Here is a 23,256-nt window from a genome sequence, read left to right as displayed (position 1 = left end):
ATATAGGTGGAATCTTTGCGCCGACCGTTGTCGGAATTCTTTCGTACTTAGTGCGCCTATTTTAGCACACAAAGGCGGCCTATACCATATGCCATCCCTATAAGCCAACGGTCCCCGACGATTTTAGATGTCGGCGCCGTTGTGTGGCATGAGAAGGATGGGCCCCTTTACTGGCCGAACCCGCCACCCGCGTCGTTGCGAACAATCTTTCCGCCGTTATCCCGCAAGAATTGAACCTGATTTTGCTCGATATATTGGTCCGCGTGCTGGATGACGCCAGTCGCACCGGCGCAGTTGGCCAAGGCCGCTCCAGGAGGGCAGGTCCCCTGAAAGGTGGTTGCGAAGCCAGTCAGCGCGTTCCCGTACGCGTTTCCGGTGATTTCGTTGTGCGTCAGGGGGACGACCTTCATGTTCAGCAGCTGGTTGTTCTTGTCGTAGTTAGGGGGGTCGTTGTATCCCTTGACGTTCTCCACCTGGCCATAAATGGCGTTGTAGCCGAACTTCAAGGGGCCACTGAGGTCGGCCCCCCCTAGCATCATCGCGCCCCCGATAAGCGCAGCCTCCACCGCCACGGACATGGCGAGGCTACCCATGGTGACGCCAGCAGCCGCAAGGTAGCCGCCCATGACGCCTGTCGCAACGCCGGACGTCACCGCGCCGGTCGCGGCCGCGGCATTCAGACCGACGGCTGCACCAATGCCTGCAACGGTAAAGCTGAGCACCACCGCGACGACCAGCACAGCGAGCCAGCCAAGGCCGGACTTCGTCCATTGGTCGATAAGCCAGGCGTCCTCATACGCGGAGAGCGAGCCGCCTTCGTACTGCTCAAACATGACGCCGGCACTTGCCGTCTGGTACAGGGCACAGGTTGTGGCGCGAGGGTCATTGGCGCAGTATGCGGCCATGGGGATGGTGCTCGAGCGCGCTTGGAACTGGGCGGGATAGCCAATCAGCCATGCGGGTTTTGCCATCCCGTAGACCTTGGTGGTCACCTTTTTCTTAAAGGCGTTGCCACTCTTGGTCTGCGTCTGGTCGAACCGAGTTTGAGCAACCGCAAGGACGCTCAGCGGAGCTCCGACATATCGCATTGCATGTCCCACAACCACTTGCGCTCCCGACACGCTCAGGTTGCAGAACGTCGTGCTAGCCGGGCAGGTGAAGGCCTCGAAGGGGTTCAGTCCCGGAGTGTCCCCTGCGATACGGCGCTGAGGGTCGAGATAGGCGCCGGACGCCTTCCAGAAGTTGCCGTGGCTCGGCGCGAACTTCGCATGGTAGAGGCCCGATGTCACACTGTTGCCGCTACCACCCTTTTCGAGCTTGAAGATGTCGACCGACATCGTGTTGTCCAGCGGGTTGTAGCGCGCGAACACGAAAGGCACGTTGGACGGAAACATCTGGACGGCGCTCGTGACCTCGCTGGAGGGAACGCCGAGCGCGATTGCAGCACGATTGGCCATGGCCAACGATTCGGTCGAGGGCGGCAAGACGCCTCCGCCGGTTGTCACCGTGGGGGCTGGGACCTCGGCAATGCGCTCCCACTGGAGCTTGGGATAGGCGACGACCTGGCTGCCGAAGCGCTTCGCACTGCAGGCGGGGTCCATGCCCTGGTCGGCTGCGAGGACGTTGGCGCAGTTGCTGATAGGCGCGGCTTGCGCGAAGGCCTTGGGCATGGGCGCAGGCATGCCCGTGAACAGCAAGCTTGCCATCACGAGATAGGAGACGGAGCGCAGAAATGGCTTAAGCATTTTCAGCTTTCATTGAGACGTTACGCCGTCTAGCTACCGGCGGTTTAGACAGGCCGAACCGGCGTGGCTAAACCCTCGTTCCCTATACCGCGTACACCACAACCCGGCCTCACCTCAATGAAACGCCTGTTCATCATCCTTGCCGCGCTGCTTGTCGGCACAAGCAGCCTCGCGCAGACGCCGCGGGCGCGTCCTCTGACGTCCTCTCCCTTCAAGACCGTCCTGTACAGCAGCCAGGAGGTCAATATCAAGGGCGAGAGCGTGGCGCATGCTCGGGTTGCCCCGTTGGCGGTAGCGTCGGGGGGGCTCGCTGCCGACAGGCTTGTGACGGAGGTTTCAGGCTATGACGTCGGGACGCTCCCGAACATCCCGATTGGAAATCCGAGCACCCAGCAAGCAGCCCTGATGGCCGCAGAGATGTGGATGCAGATGAACCAGAACGCGTTCACAACGAAGGTGGGGCGGTACATCAAGAAGGAAGGCATCTCGAATGCTTTCTTCTCCTTTACCCAGGAATTCAACCTGGCCACGGCGACCGGTGTGCGCAAGAAGGCCATGGCCTGGAATGCAAACATCGACACCAGCGGCCGCGCTGTGTACGGCAGCCCCAAAATCATCGACAGCGACCCTGTCTTCATCCTTGCCCAATACACGCCCAAGACCATGGTGGATGGCCTCCCTCAGAGCTGGGCAAATAGCCCCCTCGCCGGGATGCTCTCATACGAAGTGCGCAACAAGAAGTGGGAGCCCATCACCAGCCGTGTCACGGTGGACACAGGCGGCGCCTATGACCAGGACCAGTCCGGCTCGGACAAGTTGGCTTGCCTGATGGACCACGGCTACTACCCGGGCATCTGCTACGGGCCGACGACTATCCGGCAGCTGCTCAACGATTATGGGGCAACGGCGGCCTTCGTCGACTACGTGCGCCAGCTCGAGCCGGTGTACGTAGAAGACGCGAACGGCGACATGGTCGCACAGGGCGCGATTTCCTATGACGCACGCATTGTCAGCTGCGGCTCGCTCAAGAACTCCGGCTTTTTCGGCTACGCGTTGAGCTTAACCGCCGAGCGGTACCTGGCTACGCCGTCCACCGGTCTGGTTCAGTACCAAGCGATTCAGCAGTTCCAAGGGAAGATGGCCTCTCCGACTGAGCCGTTCTCGAAGGAAATCCCTATCGGCGAGCTTCAAGGGCTTAGCCCCGATACGTACGTGATTTCACCGCATCCGGGCGACAACAGCCTGATGCGCCACGACAGCACGCCTAACATCCTGTACGTAGCGCCCCTGCGCTCGGACGCTGCAGGAAGCGGCAACTTCGACAACATTGCAGCCTCACCTGACATGGCGGTGAATCAAGTGTCGCAAGTCGGACCGGTGCGCGAGTTCTACATCGGCACGATTGGCGACAACTACTGGCCCTCGGGCGTCTACGACCGAGCTGTCGGGTTCACGACAGGCAACCCAAAAGCGACGGATGAATTCGCCATGATTGCCGAGGGCTTCGACGACTGGATGATGGTCAAGGTGAACGAGCACATCGTTTTCCTTGGGCCCGCCCCAGGCATGGAGACACTGGAGCTCAGCACGACGCCAGGGACCGGTCTCCCCGCTAGTGCCGGCTGCACCCTTGGTGCGACCGGGAAGTACGAGTGTGCAGGAGGGGCCATCGTCGACTCAACCCCCGCCAGCTGCTTCGGGGGCCGGTTGAATTGCCAGTGCCCCGAGGGGTACACCCTGGAAGAGCAAACCTGCGTGATTCGCGCGCCCCAGTCCTTCGACTATTGCGACGCTCAGATGTCCGGCGTAGGTGGCGATGCATCGAATCCGACCGTGGAAGGGTACACCTGTGGGCAGGGCTGCAGGCCCTTCATGGTCAAGTACCTGCACAACATCAACAACCTCAACCCCAACCCGTTAACAGGCACTGGCTGCGGGTACCCCGAACTCAACCAAAGCTGGTTCTTCAACGCTTATGTTGACCTTCGCCCCTTCCTGGTCGCGGGGTACAACACCCTCTCCTTCCGCGTCATCGTTGCCGGCAACGGGGAAGGCTGGATTCGCGTGCGTACCCAATCGTGCGCGATGGCAGACATCGCCCCGGGCGGTGAGCCTCCGCCGGTGCCGGCAAATGGGGGGAACGGCGGCGTTGGAAATACCGTAGGTGGCATCGTCAACGAGCCCGTGCTTCCAGGCCAGTGATGAGCTGCTAGCTCCTCTACATAGAGCCCGCTTCGGCGGGCTTTTTCTTTTAGCAGGGCGTGTCCCGGTTGCTAGACATGTCGTTACCCCTCCGATACGGGGCTCACCAGAAGGACAGGACACCATCACCATGACCAAGAAGACCACGGCCAAGGCCAAAAAGAGGACCGCATCCAGCAAGGCCGCTGCGGCGACTGGCACGGCAAAAAAGCCGGCCACGAAGAAGGCTCCTGCGGCCAAAAAGCCTGCTGTCAAGAAGGCTCCCGCCAAGCGGGCAACGCCGAAGAAGGCTGCTGCGAGTAAGTCTGCACCATCGGCCTCGGGGCTGTACCTTGGCAAGGAACTCTACAAGCAGACCATCGATGGCCTGCGCGCCCAAGGGCTGGACCAGCAGGACGCGGTGGACACCCTGCGCGTTGGCCTCCGCGAAGCGAATGGCCGGCCCGTCCCGGTCCAGCTGCGCGGCACCCACGCCTCGAACGAACCGAACATGCAGCTCGCTGCCTGATTCAAGAGCCTACCAACCTGGTAGGCTCTTTTTTGGGGGCTGCGGGCCGTTCGTGTCTAGACGGGCAATAGAACCCCAAGGAAATTGCATGACGATTCACTTTGACATCCCCGCCGAGCTCGCCTGGCTAACTGCCCCAGCCCCTCATGAGGAGTTGGCTCGTCTTCGCGCGAGCGGTGAGCTCAGACGATTCCTGCCAGAGGTCGACGCGCTTTACGGCATCCCGCAAAGCCCGGAGCACCACCCCGAAATCGACACAGGAAGGCACATCGAGCTGACCCTGGAGGCCGCAGCGATGCTGTCCTCAGACCCCAAGGTGCGCTACGCCGCTCTCGTCCATGACCTGGGCAAGGCGCTGACGCCACAGGGCGAGCTGCCCCAGCACATCAACCACGAGCACGCCGGCCTCGCTCCGGTCGCTGAGGTGAGCGACAGGCTCGGCGTCCCGAACGACTGGAAGACCCTGGCGTTGCTCGTCTGCGAGCATCATCTCAACGTGCACCGCGCGTTTGAGATGAACCCACGGGGCGTGATTCGGCTGTTCGAGCGGCTTCCGCTCGTTGCCCAGCCCGAGTTGCTCGAGCCTTTCCTGATAGCCGTCGAGGCTGACAAGCGAGGCCGGGCCGGGCAGCTGCATCGCGACTATCGGCAGGGAATCTTCCTGCGCGAGGCGTTCCGCTTCCTGCTTGAGAACCCCATCCCTCCCTACGAGACCATTGACACGCCCGCCGGCGTCGCCGTTCACAGAACGCGCCTCACTGCCCTGGCGGAAGCCCGTAGGGCTGTCCTGGCCGCATAGCCTGCGGTAATTCTCCCAAGCGCCCCTCACATCCAGGGGCGTTTTTTTTTATGCTCGATACCTAGACGCGAGAACTACTTCTGCGCTGCATGTCCGACATCGAGCTTGTCATCACCTGGTCCCGCCGGCTGGAAAAACTGCTGGCCACACGCTATGGTGCCCGAGGAAAGGGGCTTCACGCGCTCACGACTGCCGCGCGCCACCGATTGCCTCCAAACACCGAACCGGGCCTGCGCTGGATTGCCACCATGAGGAACAAGGTCCTGCACGACGACGGTTTTCGGCTCGGAAGCCGCCGCGATTTCGCCAAGGAGTCGCGGCGACTGCAGCGCGCGTTGGGCTCGGCGGGCACCGGCCTCCTGGCGAAGGCTCGTGCAGTTGTGGTGCTTGGGCTGTTTTTGGCCGGAATCTGGGGATTTTCCCGCGGTTTTTATTAAGCGCGAGCCAATTTTATGCACGAGGTTGCTAGACGTTTTATATACCAATCATTAGCACCCCATGCAAACACAACGAAAGGCGCTCCTTGCTGCCATCGCGCTCACCGCGATGCAGCTATCCACAAGTGCCCTAGCTGCCAAAGAGCAGTGCCTGGTCTTCAACCGGGAACTTCAGAAAATTGAGCACAAGCTCTGTGACGTCCCGGACAAGCTGGTCGACGCCGCCGTTCAGGAAGCCAGCCAAAGCGGGCAGGCATGCGCTTTACCGGACCCCGCGCTAGCCAGTTCACCTGAGCCGGGCGCGCCGCTTCCAGCCGCCGCTTCCCCAGCGCCGCCCGACGTGCTCTCGACGGTTGAATGGCGGCAAGCGCAGCCCGAAGGTGGAAGCCCGCCGACATACCAAGGCTTCAGCGCGGGGGTTTCCGCTTCAGGCATGGGCAGCCCCGCGACGCCTACCACGAGCGCGGTAAAGGCAACGCGCGAATCGTATGCCGCTAGCCGCCCTGGCGAGTGGAGTCCGAGCGTGAAACGCGAGACTTCGAGCAGTTGGACGCCACCGGACGTGCTCAAGCCGAACCCGAGAGGCAAAGCAGCGTGGAACGCCTTCGAGTGCCTGCTCGTGCTCGCGGTCATCGCGACCTTGATGGCCTTCGCGGTCAACTGGAGCGATGCGGACGACCGGCGTCGCGCAGAGGCCCGGCCCCGGACATCGCCGCCGGGACCGCCGGCGGGCGGCCCAAAGGCCTCACGCAACACAGCCTTCCAACAGCCTGTCCGTACGCTCTCCATCCCGGACCGCAAGAAGTATGGTCTGAGTTGGCTCCCGGCTCCAGGCTCGCCGGGAGGTCCCTTGGCACGGTTGGTCAGCGGTTCCTCTGTGACACCAAGGGCCTGAACACCGTCGCCTTCACAAATACCGAAAGCGGAGCACATGCTCCGCTTTTCCATGCGCTGCCAACCCTCCCGGCCGGGGAGGGCGTTAGGCAATCGACAGTTTCTGTCGGGATGCACTCTTTTGACCAACGCCGAGCGGTCGCGACGTAATGCGCAGGAAGTGGTCAAGGATGTGAAAGTGGTCTTCGAAGAACTGGTCTTCCATGCGTGCCAGGTCAGAGATTCGCACCCATCGCGCCTTCTTGGCACCTCCATCAGGGTCGAACTGCGCGTTGACCTCCGGGAGTCGCAGGTTTCCGAGATTGAACTTGAAGGCCTGAGAAATGATGCGGCCGCGCGGGCTGCGACCTGGGTGGTCGAAGACGGCCGAGTCCTCGAGCGCGTCCAGCAGCGTGGTATCCAGGAAGGCGAGCCCGGTCTCCTCCGCAAGCTCCCGCACCGCTGTCTCATAGAAGCGGTCGCCATCCTCCATGAAGCCACCGGGCACGGCGTAGAGCCCCTTGCCCGCGCCTTCACCTCGCTGGATGAGCAGGACATGCCCACCGCAGATGACCACCGCGTCGCCGGCGTTGGAAGACTTGATATGCCCCCACTTTGCCTTGTAACCACGCAGCCACTCAGCCTCCCATGCGAGGGTCGACCGACAGGGCAGCGACCACCAGGCCGTCAGGTAGTCGTAGACGCCCGCGGGGACCATTGGCTTGAGCAACATGAAAATTGCTTCGCGCGGCTGGCCAGGGGTGTCGAACAGGACACTGCGAATCGCTGTTGCGTCCAGGTCCGAGAATCGGGGACGCTCTTGAAGCGCCCACCCAGGGAATCGGTTCAGGTAATAGCTCGTGTGGTCTTTGAAGTGTCCGACCAGCGCGACCTTGCGGGCAGCGGGCACCACCTCGGCGACACCGGCACGCACTGCAGCAACCCAGTCAGCGTCCTCGTAGTAGTCCCGGACCGGCACGAAGAACACGCGCTCGCGGTCCGATTCGGGCAGCGCCAGCCGAATCATGTCGGCGCGCTCCTGCCAGGTGAAGGGATTCTTGGGGCTGCGCGCCTGGAAGGCGGAGCCCAGGACGATGGCAACCTGCGGTGCGAGCGCCAGTGCGTCGAGGATGAGGGCCTGGTGGCCGAGGTGCATGCCCTGGAAGCGGCCGATATAGACAGCGAGGTCGAAGGAAGACGGTGGGAGCGGGGAAGTCATGCTTTATGGTGTGAAAAAGCGCAAGGCCTGCGCAGGCCTTTAGTATAGCATCGTTCGTTGCACTGCGCAACTAACGAAAGCAATGTCGTTTGAGAGCCGTTTCCTCTTTTCTTCTTCACCAAACGGCGCCCAGTTGCTGCAACCAAGCGCCATAAAAAAACGCCCCGTGATTGGGGCGTCCTAAAATGAAAGTGGAGGTCAGATGCCGTCGGTCAGCCCAAGCTTTATCCGCGCATTGGCCACCGCGGTTGCGGCATCTCGTGCCTCGGCAATGACGGCCCACGTCGAGTCGGTTGGCTGCACCACTGTCCAGCGACCGTCGCGTTCGCCAACAAAACAACCTGGGGGCAGTTGGTCAAGCGACGACGCCGCGGGGCCTTCGGGAACAAGGGCCACCTTAGGCTCCGCCGTGTGCTTCAGCAGATAGGGGTCCGTGAAATGCACGCCGTGTCCGCCCTCGGGTGTGTGCACCCAGGAAAGGCGATGGCGAATGGCCTTGTAAAGCTCGAACGCAATCTTCGCATCCGTAGGGGTGGATTCGCTGCCGATGGACTTGGAGCCTCCGAGGGTGTAGCCCGTCAGTACGGCCTTAAGCTGTTCGACCAGCTTGTCGCCCTCGAGCAGCGCGCCGTTGGCCAAGGGCTCGCCCTTCTGGCTCGTTATGCCGCCGTAGCGGACGAACTCCATCAGGTATTCGAGCTGGCCCATGCCCAGTCGCCCCACGAGCTCGAGTGCATCAGCCAGTACGTGGCTTTGCTTCTGGCTCAACCCGATGAGGCTGTATCGGAGGTTGGCGTCAAGCTGTGTCATGAATGTCCTTTTGTTTGGTGGAGCGCGCGAAACGGCGGGCCCGGATTTGAGGTCTGTGCGGCGTGTAGCAATTTTGGCGCAACTACCGGCCCCGGCCGTTACAGCACCGTTGCGCCAACGGCGGTCAACGGGGAAGGGTCTCAAGCACCGTTTGAGGCAGCTCGCCGGCGTCAATCAGCTTCTGAAGTCTGCGCATCCGGTACTCGGCGCCGCCTTCCGTCACGATGAGCTCGTGCTCGAACCAGGGCCACGCCGTCTTGCTCATGTCGACGCCTCTGGCCACCTCCTGACCGTAGACAGCCCGAAACTTCTTGAGCAATTCCGTTAGGCTGTAGCGGATGCCGGCAGCCACCTGGTTGAACTCCGAAAGAGCGGGCTGCTCCGTGGCAAGTTGAACCTTCAAGTCACGGTTCTGATTCCAAGCCGTATTGCTTCTCGCGGCGGCCGCCAGCCCCGCGTTCAAGGCGCGCAGTCCATTTTCCCGGTGCTCTCCCTCCGGAAGCTGCAGGACGGCGTCAAGGCCTTTCCTGTAGATGTCCAGGGCGGAGCCTGCCAAGCCGTCTGCGCTGTTCGACTCGAGCAGGCCCCTGAGGTAGTGGTGGCTGAGGGGGTCGTTGTAGTTCTTCTGTGAAGTCATCGTGGTCCTTAAGGCAGCGGAGCAGGGCAGGCAAAACCGCGGGGTCAGGACGCGGGCGCGTCAGAAGGCGAGTCAGGAGCGGCGGGGCTGGCCAAGCTCGACTCGAACCGCCCAAAGATGTGGTTCACGTAATTCGCGGATACGGCCAACTCGTGCTCGAACCAGCACCAGCTTGTCTTCCAGATATCCACGCCTTTCGCCTCCTCCAGCTTCGCGGCCTCCCTGAACTTGCGCTCCACAGTCGCCATCTGGCCCCGGGCTTGCCTGGCGAGTTCATTGAGCTCGCTGAGCTCCGGACGCTCGAGCTTAAGCTGCTCCTTCAGGCGCACGTTCTCGCCGTAGAGCTCAGCTCGGCGTATGGCGGCGCTCACGCCGCTGTTGAAGGCAAACAGAGCCGCCTTGCGGCCCTCGCCGACCGGCAGCTCGAGCAGCCCGTCAAGGCCGGCGCTGAATGACTTCACCACATGGTCCGCCAGGCCCAGCTTCCCCGGGCTTTCGAGCAGGTCGGCCAAGTAGCCGTGGCTTTGAGGGTCGTTGTAGTCTTTTTTGGGTGCGTCGGGCATCAGACCACCTTGGCGGCAATGGGCATCTGACGGCCGCTACCGAACGCGCGCGCCCGGACACGGATGATGGGAGGTGCCTGACGACGCTTGTATTCGTTCCGTGCAATCATCGTTCGCACCCGCAGAACCAGCGCGCGGCCTTCCTCGGTTTCCATCAAATCGCTGACGCGGCGGATTGCGTTGGCCTTTTCGTCAGAAGCCAGGCGGCCGCCCTCGATGAGCATGCGAAGCACGTCGTCCAGCACTTCGTAGGGGGGCAGGCTGTCGGTGTCCTTCTGGTCGGGCGCCAGTTCCGCCGACGGGGGCTTTTCGATGATGGCCACAGGGATGATTTCGCGCTCGGCCGTCGCGTTGATGTGGCGGCACAGCTCGAACACCTCGGTCTTGTAGAGGTCCCCGATGAGGCCGAGGCCGCCATTCGTGTCGCCATAAAGCGTGCAGTAGCCGACCGAGATTTCGCTCTTGTTGCCGGTGGTCAGCAGCAAGTGACCGAACGCGTTCGAGTACTCCATCAGGATGGTCCCGCGGGCGCGGGCCTGGAGGTTCTCCAGGGGAAGCCCCTTCAGCGGCTGCCCGAAGGCTGCCTCGAAGCCCGCGCCGAAGGCGCTGACGACGTCCTTGATAGCGTGTGTGAGCAGTGGGATTCCCAAGTTTCGGCAAAGCGTCTCAGAGTCGCTGACAGAGCCCGTACTGGAGAACTTTGACGGCATCGTGATGGCCGACACGTTCTCTGGCCCGAGTGCTTCAACGGCCAGGGCGAGCGTTAGCGCGCTGTCAATGCCGCCCGACGAGCCGACCACGACTTGTTTGAACCCGCAACGGCGAGCGTAGTCACGCAAGCCCAGGACGATTTGCTGGCGGTAAAACTCCATCGTGGGCAGGCCTTCGACGGACACGACCGGTAGTTCCTTGTCATCGGTTGCGAAGAAGCGCCCGTTGTCGAACCCCAGCGTGCGCACCTCTTCCATGAAACGCGCCGCCTCGTATTGCACTGTGTATCCCTCGCGGGTCGGGACGACAGCAAACGAGCCGCCGTCGTAGACCAGTTGGTCGTGCCCGCCGATGTGATTGACGTAGAAGATTGGGAGCTGGTTCACCGCGCTCGCCTGGCCGAACACGCGGTGGCGCACCTCACGTTTCCCGATGTCGCAGGGGCTCGCGTTCAGCGAAACAATAAGGTTCGGTGCTGCATCACGGAGGCGGTTGAAAGGGTTGACGATGTAGTCGGAGCCATCGTTGTTCCAGCCGTCCTCGCAGATGAGCAGGCCAACTCTCGTGCCTTGCACGTTGACCACGCAGGAACGGTCCGGGCCCGGCTCAAAATGGCGACGTTCGTCGAAGACACCGTAAGTCGGCAAGAGTTGTTTAGCGTACATCCCGCATTCCTTGCCGTCACGGATGACAGAAAGCGCGTTGTGCAGCTGTTTCCCCGGGCCGCTGCGCCGGCGCGGAAGGCCGAATACCCAGGTGAGCTCCGGATGCGCCTTCGACGCGGTCAACAACTGGGCGAAGCCGAGTTCGACCCGGTCCAGGAACTCGGGCTCGTCCAGCAGGTCTCCGGGGTAGTAGCCGGTAAGCGCGAGCTCCGGAAAGACGACCAGGTCGGAACTGGCGGCCGCGGCCTGAGCCGCCGCCTCGGCCATCTTGGCAACGTTGCCGAAGATGTCGCCGACGGTGAGGTTGAGCTGAGCGGAGGTGATGCGAATCATTGTGGTTTTATGCAGCTGTGTTGTCTGGGAAACATGCACAGTATAGCATCGTTCGTTGCACGGTGCAACTAACGGCGGCTATAGAAAACCCACCGCAAATGCGGTGGGTGATTCGAAGTTTCGGACGGGTGGTGCCTAGAAGAGCGTCGGTGCCGGCGCTGCGCGCTGAGCCGAACGGATGGCGGAGCGAACACGCATCAGGAGGTATCCCAGGCGATTCGCGCCGCGCCAGGTCTCGGTGTCAAGAATGCGGGGGTCATAGGCCGCAAGACCCACGCCGTACAGCCGGTCGGTCGGGCTCGCTTCGATGATGAGCTTCTCCTCGCTCGCCATGAGCACGCCATGCGCAGACGCGACCTGCGTGAACTTGTCGAAGAGCCCCTCGAAAAGCACCGCTTCGCTTGCGGCGTCCCAAATCGGCTTGACAAAGCCTGACACGGCCCGGCCCAAGGCCTTTTGTTCGCGCGGGTCCGGCTCTACCAGGATGGCTGCCATGCTGGTGGCATCCCCGAACAGTTCGGCCTTCCGGTACATCATCAGCTGCTCGGAGCAGTTGAAGTCGATGCCGCGGCTGGTGAACTTTCCTATGTTCCAGTTCGAAAGGGGGCTTTGCGCGCCCCAAAAGGTGACGATTTCGGTGCGAAGAAGCTTCATTGTGATGTCCTGTTGGTTTCCTATCCGGTCTAGCGACAGGACAGCGACCTATAGGACCTCAGCGGTCTTCGCCACTACCGTGCATCGTTCCGCGCGCCTTGCGGCCGAGAATCTTGTGCTGGTTCTCTCCCAGCACTTCGGACGGCGTGAAGCCATGCGCCCGGCAGAGCCGCGCCCAGTAATAGGCCACGTCACCCAGCTCCTTGCGCAAGTGAGCGCGGTCGAGCTTGCCGTCGCGAAGCCACTTTTTAAGCAGCTCCATGACCTCACCGGTCTCACCCGACAGGCCGAGCGACATGACGGTGTGCTGGCGCAGGTCCAGCTTGTCGCCATCACCGCTCATCCAGAGGTCGACGGTGAACTGTGCGTACTCGTCGATGTCGGTGCACGGCTTCGCTTCAGCAGGCAGGGGCGGCGCCGGGGCCGGTTCTGCAGCGCGCGAGCTTTTGACCACCCAAAGGCCGAAGAGCAAGCCCACGATGACTGCAAGATGCTCCATCCACAGCTCGAGCTCAGCGCCCAGATAGGCCGCGCTACGCACCAGGAGCACGCAGATGGCGATGGAGCCCAGTACCGTACGAGCAGCGGCGAACTGCCGGGCCGCGCTCATGCGTCGACTGCCTCGATGCCGAGGTTGCTGAAGATTAGGTCCAGCTGCGTCTTGAGCTTCTTGGCGCTCGCGGCCGCCAGCACGTTGCGCACGCCGGCCTTCGGGTCGCCGCCGTCTGCCGCCAGCGCCTTCGAGTCGGCCAGGAGCTGCTTCGGGTCCATTGCGGCCAGTTCCTCGATGGTCTTGCCCAGCGACGCGGCCAGCTGAAACGTGTCGCTCTCCGGAATTTCGCCGTATGCCATCACGCCGAGGTTGGCTGCCTCCTCGACCAGCTTGCCGAACACCACTTCTGAGCCGCGACGCGGCGGCACCTTGTTCAGCACCAGCATGATTTTCCCCTCGTCGAAGCCAAGTTTCTCGATAAGGAAGTGCAGGGTGCTGATGGTGTCCGTCTGGACCTTCTCCGAAGGCTCGGTGGGCACCAGCACCTTGCCGATGAACTCGTGCATGCCGTCGTAGCTCGACAGAGCAGCAAAGAAGTTCGACACGTTCGAAGCGCCCACGTCGACGATGACGGGTGCGGACATGGCCGCTTCGATGGCTTGCTCGAGGATTGCGCTCGTCTGCTCGGCGGAGAGCTGCACGGCCTCCCCCTGGTTGTATCCAGCGTTGACGTCTTCCACAGCAAAGACCCGCACGTCCTTGAGCCGTGGCACAAGCAAGTTGCGCGTCAAAGTTGTTTTTCCGACGTTGCCGCTGAAATTTGCGACCATCACGATTGGGTACATGCGCTCTCCGGAGGAAGTTGACGCCACGGCCTCTGATGGGCCACAGCACTTCCTCGTTTAGGGGAACGTTTTAGCCGGGGGGTGGGGCCTAAGCCGAGACGCTACTACCCGTTACCCCTTCGTTACGCTCGTCGACTGGGCCTCGGTTAAAATCCGCACTTCTCGAAACCGTCACTCCCCTGCGCTGGGACATCGACGGAACCTACAGAGCTCCATGTCCAAAGCAGCACCCCAGACCTCCATCGACTCCGGCGGGCTTCGCTACCGCAACAAAACCCCCGGCTCGCCCTTTGCAGTGGGCGGCAACTTCGGAAGTTCGACCATGTCGTGCTTCAAGTGCGGCACTCACCGCAACCGCTCACTGCTGCAATCCAAGCAGCTGCTGGGCCGGACACACTTCGTCTGCGCCCCGTCTTGCAAGGCGCTGGCAGAAGCCGCGAACTGACGCCAGCCCCGAGCGCGCGCTCGGGAGGCCCCGCTGCTAGCGGTTTCGAATCCGCAATTTCCAGCGAAATTCGGTCGAGCAGGGCTGCGCTCGGCGCCTCTGCGGGGTGAGCCTCGTTAGGGTGACGCCGTAGCCGTCGAATCCGAGGTCATACCGGATGTGCCGCTCAATCTCCCGCAGTGCTTCCTCTGTCCAAGTCACCCAAGACGGTGACTTCGTCGACACGCCCAGATAAACGATGCGGCTGGCACGCGGCCAATGTGCCATTAACCCGTCAGAGAGGTCGAAGCGGCGGTTTGTGCTCGTATGCAGCGGTCTGCCACGGCCATCTGTGAAGTTCAGCGTTGACCGGGATGGCCATAGGTTGGGCGCGCTCGGCCGCTGGTCGCGGGTCAGCAAATTGAGGTTCCGTGCTGTAGTCATTTGTTCTCCAGAAACCCGTCCGTGTCCTGATGGACGGCGGCAGCATCAACCGGACGGCAGACGGCGACAGCCTCCCGGGGCTCACGAGCTGTGAAGTGCCCAGCAGTCAGGCTTGTCACCGTGTCCCGTGGCCACGCCGCGGAGTGAACAGCCTGTCGAGGGTCGCACCAGCAGGGGACGATGAGCGTGGCCGAACTCTGCAGGCAAGGCGTCGCCCCTCCTGGCCAAACCAAGCCGACGTCTGCATTCCATGCACCCGAAACAACGCTGCTGGGCGCGTTCGCGGGCCCAAAGAACTCACCCATTGCCGCCCCATCGAGCTCCTGCAGCGCCGACGCGGCCATCGTTGTCGAGGCTACCTTAAAGACGGCGCTAGCGGCATCAGCGACCTTGCCTGCCGGCCCGCACGCGAACGCCTTCACCGTCTTCAGGCTTGCCCATTCCCACGGCACACTCGCAACGCCTAGCACCAGCTCGAGTTGATGACGGCCGCTGGCACGAATTGCCATCACTGCGGCGTCAACCGCTTCGGCCTCCTTTATCCTCCGCGCCGGAAGCTGCGCTACCACAATCAGGCCTGATGGCCGGAACTGGGACAGCAGCTCGCTTAAGGTTCGCAACAGGTCCTTGGCAGACGCTCGCACCCAGTGCTCGGTCACACCCTGCAATTGCCCAGCCAACGCAGCGGCACTTGGCTGCATTCCGGCATCGAGGTTGAGCAGCACAACAAGCCGCGGGACTTCGGTGCGCTCGCCGTCAGGGAGGTCGAACGCATAGCCTCCGCTCGCAACGAAGATTTCGGCCCCGTCCTGCAAACAGGCCAAGGGTACCAAGGGGGCGGCGGCGCGCGACACCGGCGTCAGGCCGGCAGCTGGGCGCTGTACTTCTCGCAGAACGACTGAATCTTGACCAGGTCTGCCCGGGTGACCGTCTCCGGGAACTGAATCCTCGCCTTACGGCGCGTGTCCAGCTGGATGGCCCATTCATGTACCACGGTCGACGTGGCATTGCCCACGGACTTCATGATGAGGGCGGCCACCGGGTCGACATCCTTCGGCTCGTTCGGCTGAGCTGCCGGGAGGATGGTCGCGAACTTGCGGAATCCCTCGTCCCAGACGAAGCGCGTGCTCATCCCGCGACGGCCAAGAACGAGTTTGCCCATCTGCAGGCCTTCCAGAGCGTTGAGTACCGTTCGGATTCGTCGGGGTCCAAGTTTAGTCAGCTTGACGAGCCGCTCAACCGTGACCGTTTCCATCTTGTTTTCATAGGACCGTAGGGCGTCGAATACGCGGCGGGCATCGCCGCTTTGGATGCGCATGGACTTCAGCTTCTTCTGCAGGTGCATCGTCACGGTGGTCATTCTGGAAGCTCCTTCTATTGCAACCGAATGTACCAGGTAAACAGCGTAAGCGTGCAGTCGCTTAGCCTTTTTAGGCTCTTAGCGTGAGACCGGTGAGCAGCCGAGCGACCGGAGCAGGGCGGCTGCCTGCTGGCAAAGCCCTTTCCGGCTATCGAAAGGTTCTGCGAAACGTAAGGTTCACCCGACTCGAATCGCCAGGCTCCTTGAAGATGCCGTGGCGCCATTCGTTCTGACAATCGCCCTTCATCACCAAGAGCGAGCCCCCTGGGAGCGAGTTCTTGTGCCGCATGCCGGTCTTCTGTGCTCGAAGACGAAGGTTCGCGAATCCCCGAGAGAGATTGAGGCGATGACGGGCTGCGGGCCCAACTGGGTCTCGTCGTCCGAGTGCATGCCGATGGAGTCATTCCCGCTTCGATAGCGGTTCAGCAGGACGCTATTCAGGTCCGTCGGCACCCCATGGTCGCAAAGGTAGGCCTCTATGCGCTGACGGACGGCTTTCAAGGGGGCGGGCATCGCCACCGGTTGGTGAAGGATGCCGGAGTAAGCGTAGGGCACGTCCCCGAACCAAGCCAGTTGGCGGGGGAACTCCACCAGGCGACCGCCCCAGCTGGCCATCTTGGTCTGCCACTGAATCCCGTCCAGGCAGAACTCAAGCAGCTCCGCATGGTGTGCGGGAGTGAGGAAGGCGGGTTCCCACAGCACGTCAGGGAACGGGCCGATGAAATCTGAGAAGAACGAGTTGTCCATAGGTCCTTGCAGCGGTCTCTTTCCCCAGGAGGCGGGCTTCGGTCCGATTACGCGACGGCGGTGGCAGCGAAGCCGATGACCGTCATGCCCGCGCCGAACGCAAGCAGAACGGCCAGCTCGAAGTTGTCGAGGAATCGCGATTTGAGAGAGTAGGTTGCAGGCCTGTTCCTGGGCCTTTGAGGGTTGAACCTCGTGTAGGCAGGTGGTTTACTCGAGGCCGTCTCCGCGCCTGCTACGCATCCGCTGTGGCCAGGTCCAGCTCCGCGAGCTTCCATGCCTCTGTACCGGAACAGAACACGTCCTGAGGCCGGTTCGCGCGGTCCAGGCCAAAGTAGAGGCCAAGGTCCTCGCCATCGACGGACATCACCATTGCGTCCTTGCCCGCCCGACGACCGTCGGGGTGGTCCGCTCGAACCCGGACGAAACCGCCCCTGTTGAGAATGTGCGCCATGCAGTGCCCCTTCAGACGGCGGGCGCCGTGTGGTTGAAAACCTGCCGGAGGTACGCCAGGAAGGTCTCGTCCTTGCACAGCGTCTTCCCCGCGGAATCGGACAGCTTGGCAGTAGGCTGACCATTGCAGCTCATGAGCTTCATGACGATGTTCAGCGCAGGGACGCCCATGTCGTTGGTCAAGTTCGTACCGACACCGAAGCCCACCTGCACGCGGTCGGCAAAGTGGCGATAGAGGTCGAGCGAACGCGGGATGTCGAGGCCATCCGAGAACACCAGACGCTTGGTCCCTGCGTCAACGCGCAGCTTGGCGTAGTGGGCCAGGGCCTTTTCGCCCCACACCTTCGGGTCACCTGAGTCGTGGCGCAGACCGTCGAACAGTTTTGCGAAGTACAGGTCGAAGTCCGCCAGGAACGCGTCCATGCCAACAACGTCCGTGAGCGCAATCCCGAGGTCACCGCGGTACTCCTGCACCCAATCCTCCAGGGCGGCCTTCTGGAAGTCGCGCAGGCGCACGCCAAACGATTGGTAGGACTGAAGGTATTCGTGCGCCATCGTGCCGATTGGCACCAGGCCGTGCTTGCGCGCCAGGTAGACGTTGGACGTGCCCTTGAAGTATTCCGGGACCTCCCGCGCGAGGGTGGCGACCACCTCGTCCTGCCATGCACCAGAGAAGCGTCGGCGCACGCCGAAATCGGAAAGGTCGAACGGAAAGCGCCGTGGCGCCTCCTTGCCGAAGGCCTTGAGCATTGCAATCTTCTCGGCGAGGCGCGCGCGGCCTTCTTCTAGCGCGAGAGCTTGGTCGACATTGCGGAAGTAAAGCTCGTTGACGATGGCGAGCACGAAAATCTCAAACATCATGACGTGAACCTGAGGTCCCGTCGCGACAATGTTCAGGGCATCCCCGCTCACGGAAACCTTGATGAACTTGCGCTGAAAGTGGAACAGCGCAAGGAAGTCGACAAAGTCCGATTTGATGTACCGCAGGCCGCGCAGATAGGTCAGTTCGTCTTCACTGAAGCGCAGGGTGCACAGGTCGTCCAACTGCTCGTTCACCTCCGCCTCGAGCTCTGCCAGCGGAAACTGCGGTTTGTTTCGACAGACAAACGCATACTCCGCGTGTGCACCAGGGTGCCGATGGAGCATCGCCTGCAACATCGAGAACTTGTAGAGGTCGGTTTCCAGCAGGGAGCGGATGACAGGAACGAAGGGCTCTCTTGCGGAGGCCTGGGTTGCGGTGAAAGCGGTCATTTTTTGAGGTGGCGGCATTGCCGCGCGGGAAGGTGTACGTGCAGTATAGCACCGTTCGTTGCGCCGCGCAACTAACGAAAGAGGCGAGGCCGCGCCTGTCGTTCTCTTCCTCACCATGCTGTGCGTGCATCGAGGTGACGCCTACATGCATCCTGCCGAACTAGCTCAAGCTGAGCTTCATCACCTCGCCGTCCTCGAAAGCTCCTATACCGGCGCCGAGCGAGAAGAGCCGCAGCTCGCCGGCCAACCCACTCCTGTCAATCTGCTTGCGGGCCGCCCCTTTGGCAACAACGAGAGCGTCCTCCTCGCGCAGCACCCCGACACCCGAGGAGCTGGCCGCCGCGTCAACCCCCAGCGTCGCAACAACCACCACCTCTTCAACCGCCCACCGCCCGGCCTTGAACGCAAGGGACAGTCGGACGGTCTCACCGTCGACGCGGCGGACAGCCGTAAGCCAGACATTCGACCGGTCAAGGCCAAACCCTTCGGCGACCTTGTAGCCCTTCAGGCCCTCGGCCGGCCCCTGCAGCACGCCGTCCCCTTCAAGCACCCCCACGAAAGGCATGCCCAGGCAGTCTTGCACGAAGCCTCCTCGGAAAAACGATGTCGAGAGGATGGCTGCCGGCCATTGCTGGCGCACAGCCAGCACCAGGCGCCCGCCCAGCTCAGCGGCGTCAACCTCGACCAGACCGTTCGACACGCCAGGCGCAAGCGCGAACACGCGATTCCCGGACTGCCAGACTCGTAGAGCGGTCGAGGGGAGGTTGCTGCCCGACGGCCCGCCGAGCGCGCGACAGGAAAGCGACACCCCTGGCCGGAGCCGTAACACGACCCGGTAACCAGCCGTCCTGACGATGGCGGCCTCGTGCCGAAGGACTTCTTGCAGCTCGCCTTCAGTGACATCAGCTACGGGCGACTTGGCGAGCGCATCCCAAAGCACCAGGCCCGAGGGGCCACGCGCGACGACAAAGCCGTTGAAGGCGGCCAGAATCTTGTCGCCAGCGTGGCCAAGGCGCTCCAGCTTCAAGGAGCCTGCGAGCGTCTGCCGGACGCGCAGCCGCGGCGCGGTCTGTGTCGCAAGCGTGCTCGCAAAGGTTGACGGCGGTTCCGAGCGCTCTCCGGTAGCGAAGGTGAGTTCGTACCAAGCGCGCAAGGCGGGCGGGATGCCCGCCACGAGCCTCGCTGCGGGCGGTAGGCGAACCTTGCTGTCAAAGAGGGACGCGCGCGACCGCATACGCTCCTCGAGCGCCCCGCGACTGAAGTCCGGGTGGGTACCCTTGTAGGGATGAATGCCGGTCCACAGCTGAAACGTGACCACGGCCCAGGCAAACCAGTCACTGCCTTCGGAAAACTCGTTCTGGGAATAGTCGCGGATGGAGGGCATGATTGCCGTGGCAGGGAAGCCAGGCAGCTGCCAGGAGTCCACATCGATTGCCGTTGGCAGCAACCCGTGGACGAGCCAGTTCATCTCGTTGGCGTCGACCATCAAGGCCTGGTGGTCATGAGCGGCGATGGTGATGCCTCGCATGGCCTCTACAACCTTCGCCGTCTCGGTAAGGCCAAACTGATGGGTGTCCCTCCAGCTGTTCGTGAATGCCTTGTAAAGGGCTTCTCCGGGCGCCTTCGGCAGCGACAGCCCAATGAAAAGTCCATTCTTGTCTCGAAGGATGGCTTGCGGAGCGGCGATGCCGGGGTGCTTGATGGCCGCCAGGGCGGCGACCTTGCGCTCCATGCCCGCCCGGATTGCTTTGGCCGGCTCCAGGTAGACCTTGTACGCCGTGTCCCCCTTGACGTAGACCGAACCTTCGCCACCGGTGGCAAGGTGGTCGTTTCCCGTCAACACAAGGCTTCGGCCTCCTTCCGGGTAGACGGTGACGCGCTCACTCATCGCCCGGCTCCCGGTCAAGCCAGATGCCGGCGACCGCGAGGTCATCTGTCGGCATGCCCCCCGCCTTCAGCCAGTCTCGAGCAAGCTTGGCCACCCGCCTACGCACGAACTCCCCTGTGGAGTTCTTCACTGCGGCCACCGCGGCAGCCGTTGCCTCAAGGCCTTCCTTGGTCGTGCCGAGCCCGTCACTGCACACAAAGACGGCATCCAGGTCCTGGCGCTTCACGTCCAGGGTGAGCTCCCAAGCCGGCGCCTGCGAGCTCTGAGCACAAACGTCGCTGCCCAGGACGCCGCCGTTGGCATCGAGCCTGGTACGTACGCAGTTCCGCAGCTGGTCCCTGTATTGCTCGTCGTAGGCAGTCTCCAGGGCAGGGTCTCGGAGGTACTGAAGGTAGAACGGGGCATTCGCAGAGTATTCGACCGACCAGACGGATAGGCCTCCGTCCCTGTGTCGGGCGATGACGACTCCGTCCCCGAACAGGCAGCAGCGCACAAGTGCACCATCGCTTTGGAGTACGCCGAGCGTCGAAAAGCCGTCCTCTGTGCTGAGGTTGGCCAATAGGGGCTCCGCCCTCTCAAGCACGCGGCGCTGCAGCTCGTAGGCGGGCAGCAGCTCCCCCGCAGCGCGAATGAGGACGCGTCGTGCGGCAAGCGCCCAGACACGGGCGCCGAGGTCCGAGGCCCCTCCACTAGAGCACCCATCCGCGACCACTGCCCATGCGACTCCTTCGGCCGAGCCCGCAAGGCAATAGTCCTGGCACGCCGTCGCCGCTGCGGTATGGCTGCTCCCTGTCAACACGGCATGGTCTGTGTGCATGCTCAACCCCTTTTGCTTGCGATGCTCAGTGTAGCTTCGTTCGTTGCTTGGTGCAACTATCGAACCGCAGGAAAAGGCCACCAAGGATTGATTCATCCCTGGCGGCCCGAATTAACGCTGTGCTACGCGATTGCAGGTTCCTGCTCTTCTTCGAAAGCGCGCACGATGTTGGCTCCGTGGAAGAGCCTGCCACCCCCGATGACCCCCGACGGCACCCATCCCGGTCCCTCGATGAACTTCATCCACGAGGTGAAATTGCCTTCATCACGGCGATGCCGATACTCCGTGACCATCCAGGCAGCGAGTTCCTTGGCAGTCGCGAACACCGGGGAAATGGGGCTGCCTTCGGTGGTGTGCTCCCAAATCTGGTAGCCCAACCCTGCCGGAGGCTCCACCTTAGTCCACTTCTCGGCCTTTTTCCTCAGCCGGTTGGTGCGCCAGATTTGACACTCGCCTTCACACGCGCTGCACGACATCGGGTGGCCCAACCGCTTGCATTCGGCTCTGATAACAGCCCAGGAGTTGATACTGTCGTGCCCCATGCCTCCGATGCTCCACGCGTTGACTTGCGCCGCAGTGGGCACGACCGCCGGCTCTTTCTTCACCCAACCGTCGCCGGGGCTGAACGTGGAAGTGAAGTCCCAGAGGCGGTCAGCCTCCAGCAGAGCTGCGACGTCGTCGTCGTTGAGGTGGTGGCTCCACTGCTGATTGAACAGGTCGCACAGCCGTTGCGCCTCACGATTCAGTGCGACGGGCCCTTGACCGTAGAACCCGGGTGCGCTCTCCAGGTTCCTCGACGCGAACGCGATGATGGGCGCGTCTTCGGTCGTCCAGGGCCTGCTGCCTCTGTCCTCCGGTCGAAAGGCCGAGTAGCCGTACCACTGGTTATGCAGCTCGGTGAGCTGCGGCGATTCGCCTCGCCCGCCGCATTGCCGGCACGGTCGGGCATGCTTGCTGAACGGATTCAGGAAGCCCTTCCAGACCTTTTCCAGCGGCCACTTGAAGTCCAGTGCGACTCGCTTGAGTTCACGTCCCATGGAAGTTCCTTTGACGCAGTGCGTCGTACTTGGGCTCGGGGCCCGTTGATAGAAATGCTCTGGGACGTGTAGAAACCGCGCGAGGGCCGCGCAAGCCCGCCTTAGGGCCAAGCGCGTGGACCCTGGCTATGGTCAGGTGAGCGATTCCAGGTCTGCTATGACCTTGGTGCAGACCTCGAGCGGAGGCTTCCCGGGGAACTCGTTGTTGGCCCGGTCCACGGCAGCGTGGACCGCTTTACCCAGCGCCAGGCGGTCGGCACCGCTCTGGTCCGCCTCCGCGGCGACCACATCGGCCAGTGCGTCCGAGAGACGCTCGAGCGCGTCGGAGGGCATGCCGCACTTTTCGGCAACCCGAAGGCCGTAACCGATTTTTCCTGCCGTAGCCAAGAGGTCGTCATCGGCTGCGGTCGCTGCCAGCGGCAGCAGCAGGAGGGCGGCCGCGAGGCCGAAGGGGGCAAGTTTGCGAGTCATGTGCGTGAAGGAAGTGCGGTTGCGCAGTGCAGTCACCGCCTTTAGCCAGCCCTGCTGGGCCTAGGCGGCACGGCGGCGTGGCGACTTTTGGCAGAAAAAAAGAGCCCTCCGTCTAAGCGGAGGGCTGAGCGCGGCGAGCGCGCGAATCTAGGCGGTTGCGGTGCCCTTGCGAGCTTTGCTGGCCTTGGTAGCAGAGGGCTTCGCGCTGCCATTCGACTTGGCTGCGCGAGTGACACGATAGAGGTCGAAAATCATCGTGGCCTCGAGCTGCGCAGGCGCCATGCGGGCATGGTGAGCCACGAATTCATGAGGACGGGTGAACACCGCCTCGTGGTCCGCAGGAAGCTTCAGCGCACCGGGCGCCGGCAGCTTGCAGCGGTTCGCCAGAAAGATGGCGTGACCTGCGCACTGTGCTGAGGTCTTCGCCTGCTCCTCCCAGTTCGGGCTTTCGTAGTCGATGCCTGCCGTGTGGCAGGGCATCCGGATACCCGAGTCAGCTTGTGCCAGAAACTCGCCAGGCTCCGAGGCTCCGAGCCAGCCAGGAGCGCTGTTGCGCCGCCATGGACACTCGAAACATGGTTTTTCGTGTTGGGCGCAGGGCGATGCGTCGGCAGGCTTGAACTCGGGATACTCCTCGTAGAGCGCTTGCTCGGGCGTTTGCCCGTCCTCGTAGGGGCCCATCCAGGCGTCCTCGTCGGCGACGGATACGCCATGCTTGCCCGCGAGCTTCTCGAGCTCGAGGTACCAGTGTTCCCAGATGACGCCCCGGGCCTTGTTGAATTCAGGCATTTCGTTCCTTCGTAGTTGACCTACAGGCGTGTAGCGAAGGGCGAGGCGCCGAGCTTGCCGGACCGCCGGCGCGGTTTAGGCAAG

General features: G+C 62.6%; 24 protein-coding genes. 5 read left to right on the top strand and 19 right to left on the bottom strand.

Annotated elements, in window-relative coordinates; all coding sequences use genetic code 11:
• Positions 1 to 167 precede the first annotated feature (167 nt).
• A complete protein-coding gene (locus G3W89_RS29300; RefSeq protein WP_162571022.1) occupies positions 168 to 1,745 on the bottom strand; it encodes a hypothetical protein in 1,578 nt (525 codons plus the stop codon).
• Between the two features lie 117 nt (positions 1,746 to 1,862).
• Here G3W89_RS29300 and G3W89_RS29295 point away from each other — a divergent pair, with 117 nt between their 5' ends.
• The 4 genes from G3W89_RS29295 to G3W89_RS29280 all read left to right on the top strand — a co-directional run bounded on the left by G3W89_RS29295 (position 1,863) and on the right by G3W89_RS29280 (position 5,691).
• Positions 1,863 to 3,947: a hypothetical protein gene (locus G3W89_RS29295; protein ID WP_162571023.1), complete on the top strand. Its 2,085-nt coding sequence runs from the start codon at positions 1,863 to 1,865 to the stop codon at positions 3,945 to 3,947.
• A 130-nt stretch (positions 3,948 to 4,077) separates the two neighbouring features.
• Positions 4,078 to 4,455, top strand: coding sequence for a hypothetical protein (locus G3W89_RS33055; RefSeq protein WP_174258344.1), 378 nt, complete (start codon positions 4,078 to 4,080; stop codon positions 4,453 to 4,455).
• Positions 4,456 to 4,543: 88 nt separating this feature from the next.
• The gene (locus G3W89_RS29285) at positions 4,544 to 5,254 is read left to right on the top strand and encodes an HD domain-containing protein (protein ID WP_162571024.1); all 711 of its coding nucleotides are present in this window, start codon (positions 4,544 to 4,546) and stop codon (positions 5,252 to 5,254) included.
• An 89-nt stretch (positions 5,255 to 5,343) separates the two neighbouring features.
• A complete protein-coding gene (locus G3W89_RS29280) occupies positions 5,344 to 5,691 on the top strand; it encodes a DUF4145 domain-containing protein (RefSeq protein ID WP_162571025.1) in 348 nt (115 codons plus the stop codon).
• 979 nt (positions 5,692 to 6,670) lie between these two features.
• Here the strand turns inward: G3W89_RS29280 and G3W89_RS29275 are convergent.
• The 8 genes from G3W89_RS29275 to G3W89_RS29240 all read right to left on the bottom strand — a co-directional run bounded on the left by G3W89_RS29275 (position 6,671) and on the right by G3W89_RS29240 (position 13,494).
• A complete protein-coding gene (locus G3W89_RS29275) occupies positions 6,671 to 7,783 on the bottom strand; it encodes an NUDIX domain-containing protein (protein WP_162571026.1) in 1,113 nt (370 codons plus the stop codon).
• 198 nt (positions 7,784 to 7,981) lie between these two features.
• Positions 7,982 to 8,593, bottom strand: a complete 612-nt coding sequence (locus G3W89_RS29270) for a hypothetical protein (protein ID WP_162571027.1) — start codon at positions 8,591 to 8,593, stop codon at positions 7,982 to 7,984.
• 124 nt (positions 8,594 to 8,717) lie between these two features.
• Positions 8,718 to 9,230, bottom strand: a complete 513-nt coding sequence (locus G3W89_RS29265; protein WP_162571028.1) for a hypothetical protein — start codon at positions 9,228 to 9,230, stop codon at positions 8,718 to 8,720.
• Positions 9,231 to 9,274: 44 nt separating this feature from the next.
• The gene (locus tag G3W89_RS29260) at positions 9,275 to 9,793 is read right to left on the bottom strand and encodes a hypothetical protein (protein ID WP_162571029.1); all 519 of its coding nucleotides are present in this window, start codon (positions 9,791 to 9,793) and stop codon (positions 9,275 to 9,277) included.
• On the bottom strand, positions 9,793 to 11,502 hold the full coding sequence (locus G3W89_RS29255; protein ID WP_162571030.1) for an NAD+ synthase: 1,710 nt from the start codon (positions 11,500 to 11,502) through the stop codon (positions 9,793 to 9,795). The genes G3W89_RS29260 and G3W89_RS29255 overlap by 1 nt, the downstream gene beginning before the upstream one ends.
• Positions 11,503 to 11,637: 135 nt before the next feature.
• Complete coding sequence (locus G3W89_RS29250) at positions 11,638 to 12,156, bottom strand: NADAR family protein (RefSeq protein WP_162571031.1); 519 nt, start codon at positions 12,154 to 12,156, stop codon at positions 11,638 to 11,640.
• A gap of 58 nt (positions 12,157 to 12,214) precedes the next feature.
• The gene (locus G3W89_RS33430) at positions 12,215 to 12,766 is read right to left on the bottom strand and encodes a nucleoside triphosphate pyrophosphohydrolase family protein (protein ID WP_232076894.1); all 552 of its coding nucleotides are present in this window, start codon (positions 12,764 to 12,766) and stop codon (positions 12,215 to 12,217) included.
• Positions 12,763 to 13,494, bottom strand: coding sequence for a nucleotide-binding protein (locus G3W89_RS29240; RefSeq protein ID WP_162571032.1), 732 nt, complete (start codon positions 13,492 to 13,494; stop codon positions 12,763 to 12,765). The genes G3W89_RS33430 and G3W89_RS29240 overlap by 4 nt, the downstream gene beginning before the upstream one ends.
• 214 nt (positions 13,495 to 13,708) lie before the next feature.
• On the opposite strand from G3W89_RS29240, the gene G3W89_RS29235 reads away from it, so the two are divergent.
• On the top strand, positions 13,709 to 13,939 hold the full coding sequence (locus G3W89_RS29235; RefSeq protein WP_162577705.1) for a hypothetical protein: 231 nt from the start codon (positions 13,709 to 13,711) through the stop codon (positions 13,937 to 13,939).
• Between the two features lie 419 nt (positions 13,940 to 14,358).
• Here G3W89_RS29235 and G3W89_RS29230 read toward each other — a convergent pair whose 3' ends face one another.
• The 10 genes from G3W89_RS29230 to G3W89_RS29185 all read right to left on the bottom strand — a co-directional run bounded on the left by G3W89_RS29230 (position 14,359) and on the right by G3W89_RS29185 (position 23,172).
• Positions 14,359 to 15,216, bottom strand: a complete 858-nt coding sequence (locus G3W89_RS29230; protein WP_162571033.1) for a hypothetical protein — start codon at positions 15,214 to 15,216, stop codon at positions 14,359 to 14,361.
• A 5-nt stretch (positions 15,217 to 15,221) separates the two neighbouring features.
• Positions 15,222 to 15,722: a hypothetical protein gene (locus G3W89_RS29225; protein WP_162571034.1), complete on the bottom strand. Its 501-nt coding sequence runs from the start codon at positions 15,720 to 15,722 to the stop codon at positions 15,222 to 15,224.
• 246 nt (positions 15,723 to 15,968) lie between these two features.
• Entirely contained in the window at positions 15,969 to 16,469 is a 501-nt protein-coding gene (locus G3W89_RS29220; protein ID WP_232076893.1) for an alpha-ketoglutarate-dependent dioxygenase AlkB family protein, read from the bottom strand.
• Between the two features lie 232 nt (positions 16,470 to 16,701).
• Positions 16,702 to 16,920 carry a hypothetical protein gene (locus tag G3W89_RS29215; protein ID WP_162571035.1) on the bottom strand — a complete coding sequence of 73 codons (219 nt, stop codon included), beginning with the start codon at positions 16,918 to 16,920 and terminating at the stop codon, positions 16,702 to 16,704.
• 11 nt (positions 16,921 to 16,931) lie between these two features.
• Complete coding sequence (gene pncB, locus G3W89_RS29210) at positions 16,932 to 18,170, bottom strand: nicotinate phosphoribosyltransferase (protein WP_162571036.1); 1,239 nt, start codon at positions 18,168 to 18,170, stop codon at positions 16,932 to 16,934.
• Between the two features lie 160 nt (positions 18,171 to 18,330).
• Positions 18,331 to 20,058 (bottom strand): hypothetical protein, encoded by a 1,728-nt coding sequence (locus G3W89_RS29205; RefSeq protein ID WP_162571037.1) that lies wholly within the window; start codon positions 20,056 to 20,058, stop codon positions 18,331 to 18,333.
• A complete protein-coding gene (locus G3W89_RS29200) occupies positions 20,051 to 20,875 on the bottom strand; it encodes a protein phosphatase 2C domain-containing protein (RefSeq protein WP_162571038.1) in 825 nt (274 codons plus the stop codon). The genes G3W89_RS29205 and G3W89_RS29200 overlap by 8 nt, the downstream gene beginning before the upstream one ends.
• A gap of 122 nt (positions 20,876 to 20,997) precedes the next feature.
• The gene (locus G3W89_RS29195; RefSeq protein WP_162571039.1) at positions 20,998 to 21,912 is read right to left on the bottom strand and encodes a hypothetical protein; all 915 of its coding nucleotides are present in this window, start codon (positions 21,910 to 21,912) and stop codon (positions 20,998 to 21,000) included.
• A 132-nt stretch (positions 21,913 to 22,044) separates the two neighbouring features.
• On the bottom strand, positions 22,045 to 22,383 hold the full coding sequence (locus tag G3W89_RS29190; protein ID WP_162571040.1) for a hypothetical protein: 339 nt from the start codon (positions 22,381 to 22,383) through the stop codon (positions 22,045 to 22,047).
• Positions 22,384 to 22,530: 147 nt separating this feature from the next.
• A complete protein-coding gene (locus tag G3W89_RS29185) occupies positions 22,531 to 23,172 on the bottom strand; it encodes a hypothetical protein (protein ID WP_162571041.1) in 642 nt (213 codons plus the stop codon).
• Positions 23,173 to 23,256: the final 84 nt, after the last annotated feature.

Source organism: Variovorax sp. PBL-H6 (assembly GCF_901827155.1).
Classification (GTDB): Bacteria; Pseudomonadota; Gammaproteobacteria; order Burkholderiales; family Burkholderiaceae_C; genus Variovorax.
Note: the sequence above shows the minus strand (reverse complement) of the source record. Positions and strands in the feature narration are given on the sequence as shown.

What these genes read in the sequence shown, in the direction of transcription:
- G3W89_RS29300 (WP_162571022.1), bottom strand. Translation starts at nt 1,745, where the DNA reads ATGCTTAAGCCATTTCTGCGCTCCGTCTCCTATCTCGTGATGGCAAGC.
- G3W89_RS29295 (WP_162571023.1), top strand. Translation starts at nt 1,863, where the DNA reads ATGAAACGCCTGTTCATCATCCTTGCCGCGCTGCTTGTCGGCACAAGC.
- G3W89_RS33055 (WP_174258344.1), top strand. Translation starts at nt 4,078, where the DNA reads ATGACCAAGAAGACCACGGCCAAGGCCAAAAAGAGGACCGCATCCAGC.
- G3W89_RS29285 (WP_162571024.1), top strand. Translation starts at nt 4,544, where the DNA reads ATGACGATTCACTTTGACATCCCCGCCGAGCTCGCCTGGCTAACTGCC.
- G3W89_RS29280 (WP_162571025.1), top strand. Translation starts at nt 5,344, where the DNA reads ATGTCCGACATCGAGCTTGTCATCACCTGGTCCCGCCGGCTGGAAAAA.
- G3W89_RS29275 (WP_162571026.1), bottom strand. Translation starts at nt 7,783, where the DNA reads ATGACTTCCCCGCTCCCACCGTCTTCCTTCGACCTCGCTGTCTATATC.
- G3W89_RS29270 (WP_162571027.1), bottom strand. Translation starts at nt 8,593, where the DNA reads ATGACACAGCTTGACGCCAACCTCCGATACAGCCTCATCGGGTTGAGC.
- G3W89_RS29265 (WP_162571028.1), bottom strand. Translation starts at nt 9,230, where the DNA reads ATGACTTCACAGAAGAACTACAACGACCCCCTCAGCCACCACTACCTC.
- G3W89_RS29260 (WP_162571029.1), bottom strand. Translation starts at nt 9,793, where the DNA reads ATGCCCGACGCACCCAAAAAAGACTACAACGACCCTCAAAGCCACGGC.
- G3W89_RS29255 (WP_162571030.1), bottom strand. Translation starts at nt 11,502, where the DNA reads ATGATTCGCATCACCTCCGCTCAGCTCAACCTCACCGTCGGCGACATC.
- G3W89_RS29250 (WP_162571031.1), bottom strand. Translation starts at nt 12,156, where the DNA reads ATGAAGCTTCTTCGCACCGAAATCGTCACCTTTTGGGGCGCGCAAAGC.
- G3W89_RS33430 (WP_232076894.1), bottom strand. Translation starts at nt 12,766, where the DNA reads ATGAGCGCGGCCCGGCAGTTCGCCGCTGCTCGTACGGTACTGGGCTCC.
- G3W89_RS29240 (WP_162571032.1), bottom strand. Translation starts at nt 13,494, where the DNA reads ATGTACCCAATCGTGATGGTCGCAAATTTCAGCGGCAACGTCGGAAAA.
- G3W89_RS29235 (WP_162577705.1), top strand. Translation starts at nt 13,709, where the DNA reads ATGTCCAAAGCAGCACCCCAGACCTCCATCGACTCCGGCGGGCTTCGC.
- G3W89_RS29225 (WP_162571034.1), bottom strand. Translation starts at nt 15,722, where the DNA reads ATGACCACCGTGACGATGCACCTGCAGAAGAAGCTGAAGTCCATGCGC.
- G3W89_RS29220 (WP_232076893.1), bottom strand. Translation starts at nt 16,469, where the DNA reads ATGGACAACTCGTTCTTCTCAGATTTCATCGGCCCGTTCCCTGACGTG.
- G3W89_RS29215 (WP_162571035.1), bottom strand. Translation starts at nt 16,920, where the DNA reads ATGGCGCACATTCTCAACAGGGGCGGTTTCGTCCGGGTTCGAGCGGAC.
- pncB (WP_162571036.1), bottom strand. Translation starts at nt 18,170, where the DNA reads ATGACCGCTTTCACCGCAACCCAGGCCTCCGCAAGAGAGCCCTTCGTT.
- G3W89_RS29205 (WP_162571037.1), bottom strand. Translation starts at nt 20,058, where the DNA reads ATGAGTGAGCGCGTCACCGTCTACCCGGAAGGAGGCCGAAGCCTTGTG.
- G3W89_RS29200 (WP_162571038.1), bottom strand. Translation starts at nt 20,875, where the DNA reads ATGCACACAGACCATGCCGTGTTGACAGGGAGCAGCCATACCGCAGCG.
- G3W89_RS29195 (WP_162571039.1), bottom strand. Translation starts at nt 21,912, where the DNA reads ATGGGACGTGAACTCAAGCGAGTCGCACTGGACTTCAAGTGGCCGCTG.
- G3W89_RS29190 (WP_162571040.1), bottom strand. Translation starts at nt 22,383, where the DNA reads ATGACTCGCAAACTTGCCCCCTTCGGCCTCGCGGCCGCCCTCCTGCTG.
- G3W89_RS29185 (WP_162571041.1), bottom strand. Translation starts at nt 23,172, where the DNA reads ATGCCTGAATTCAACAAGGCCCGGGGCGTCATCTGGGAACACTGGTAC.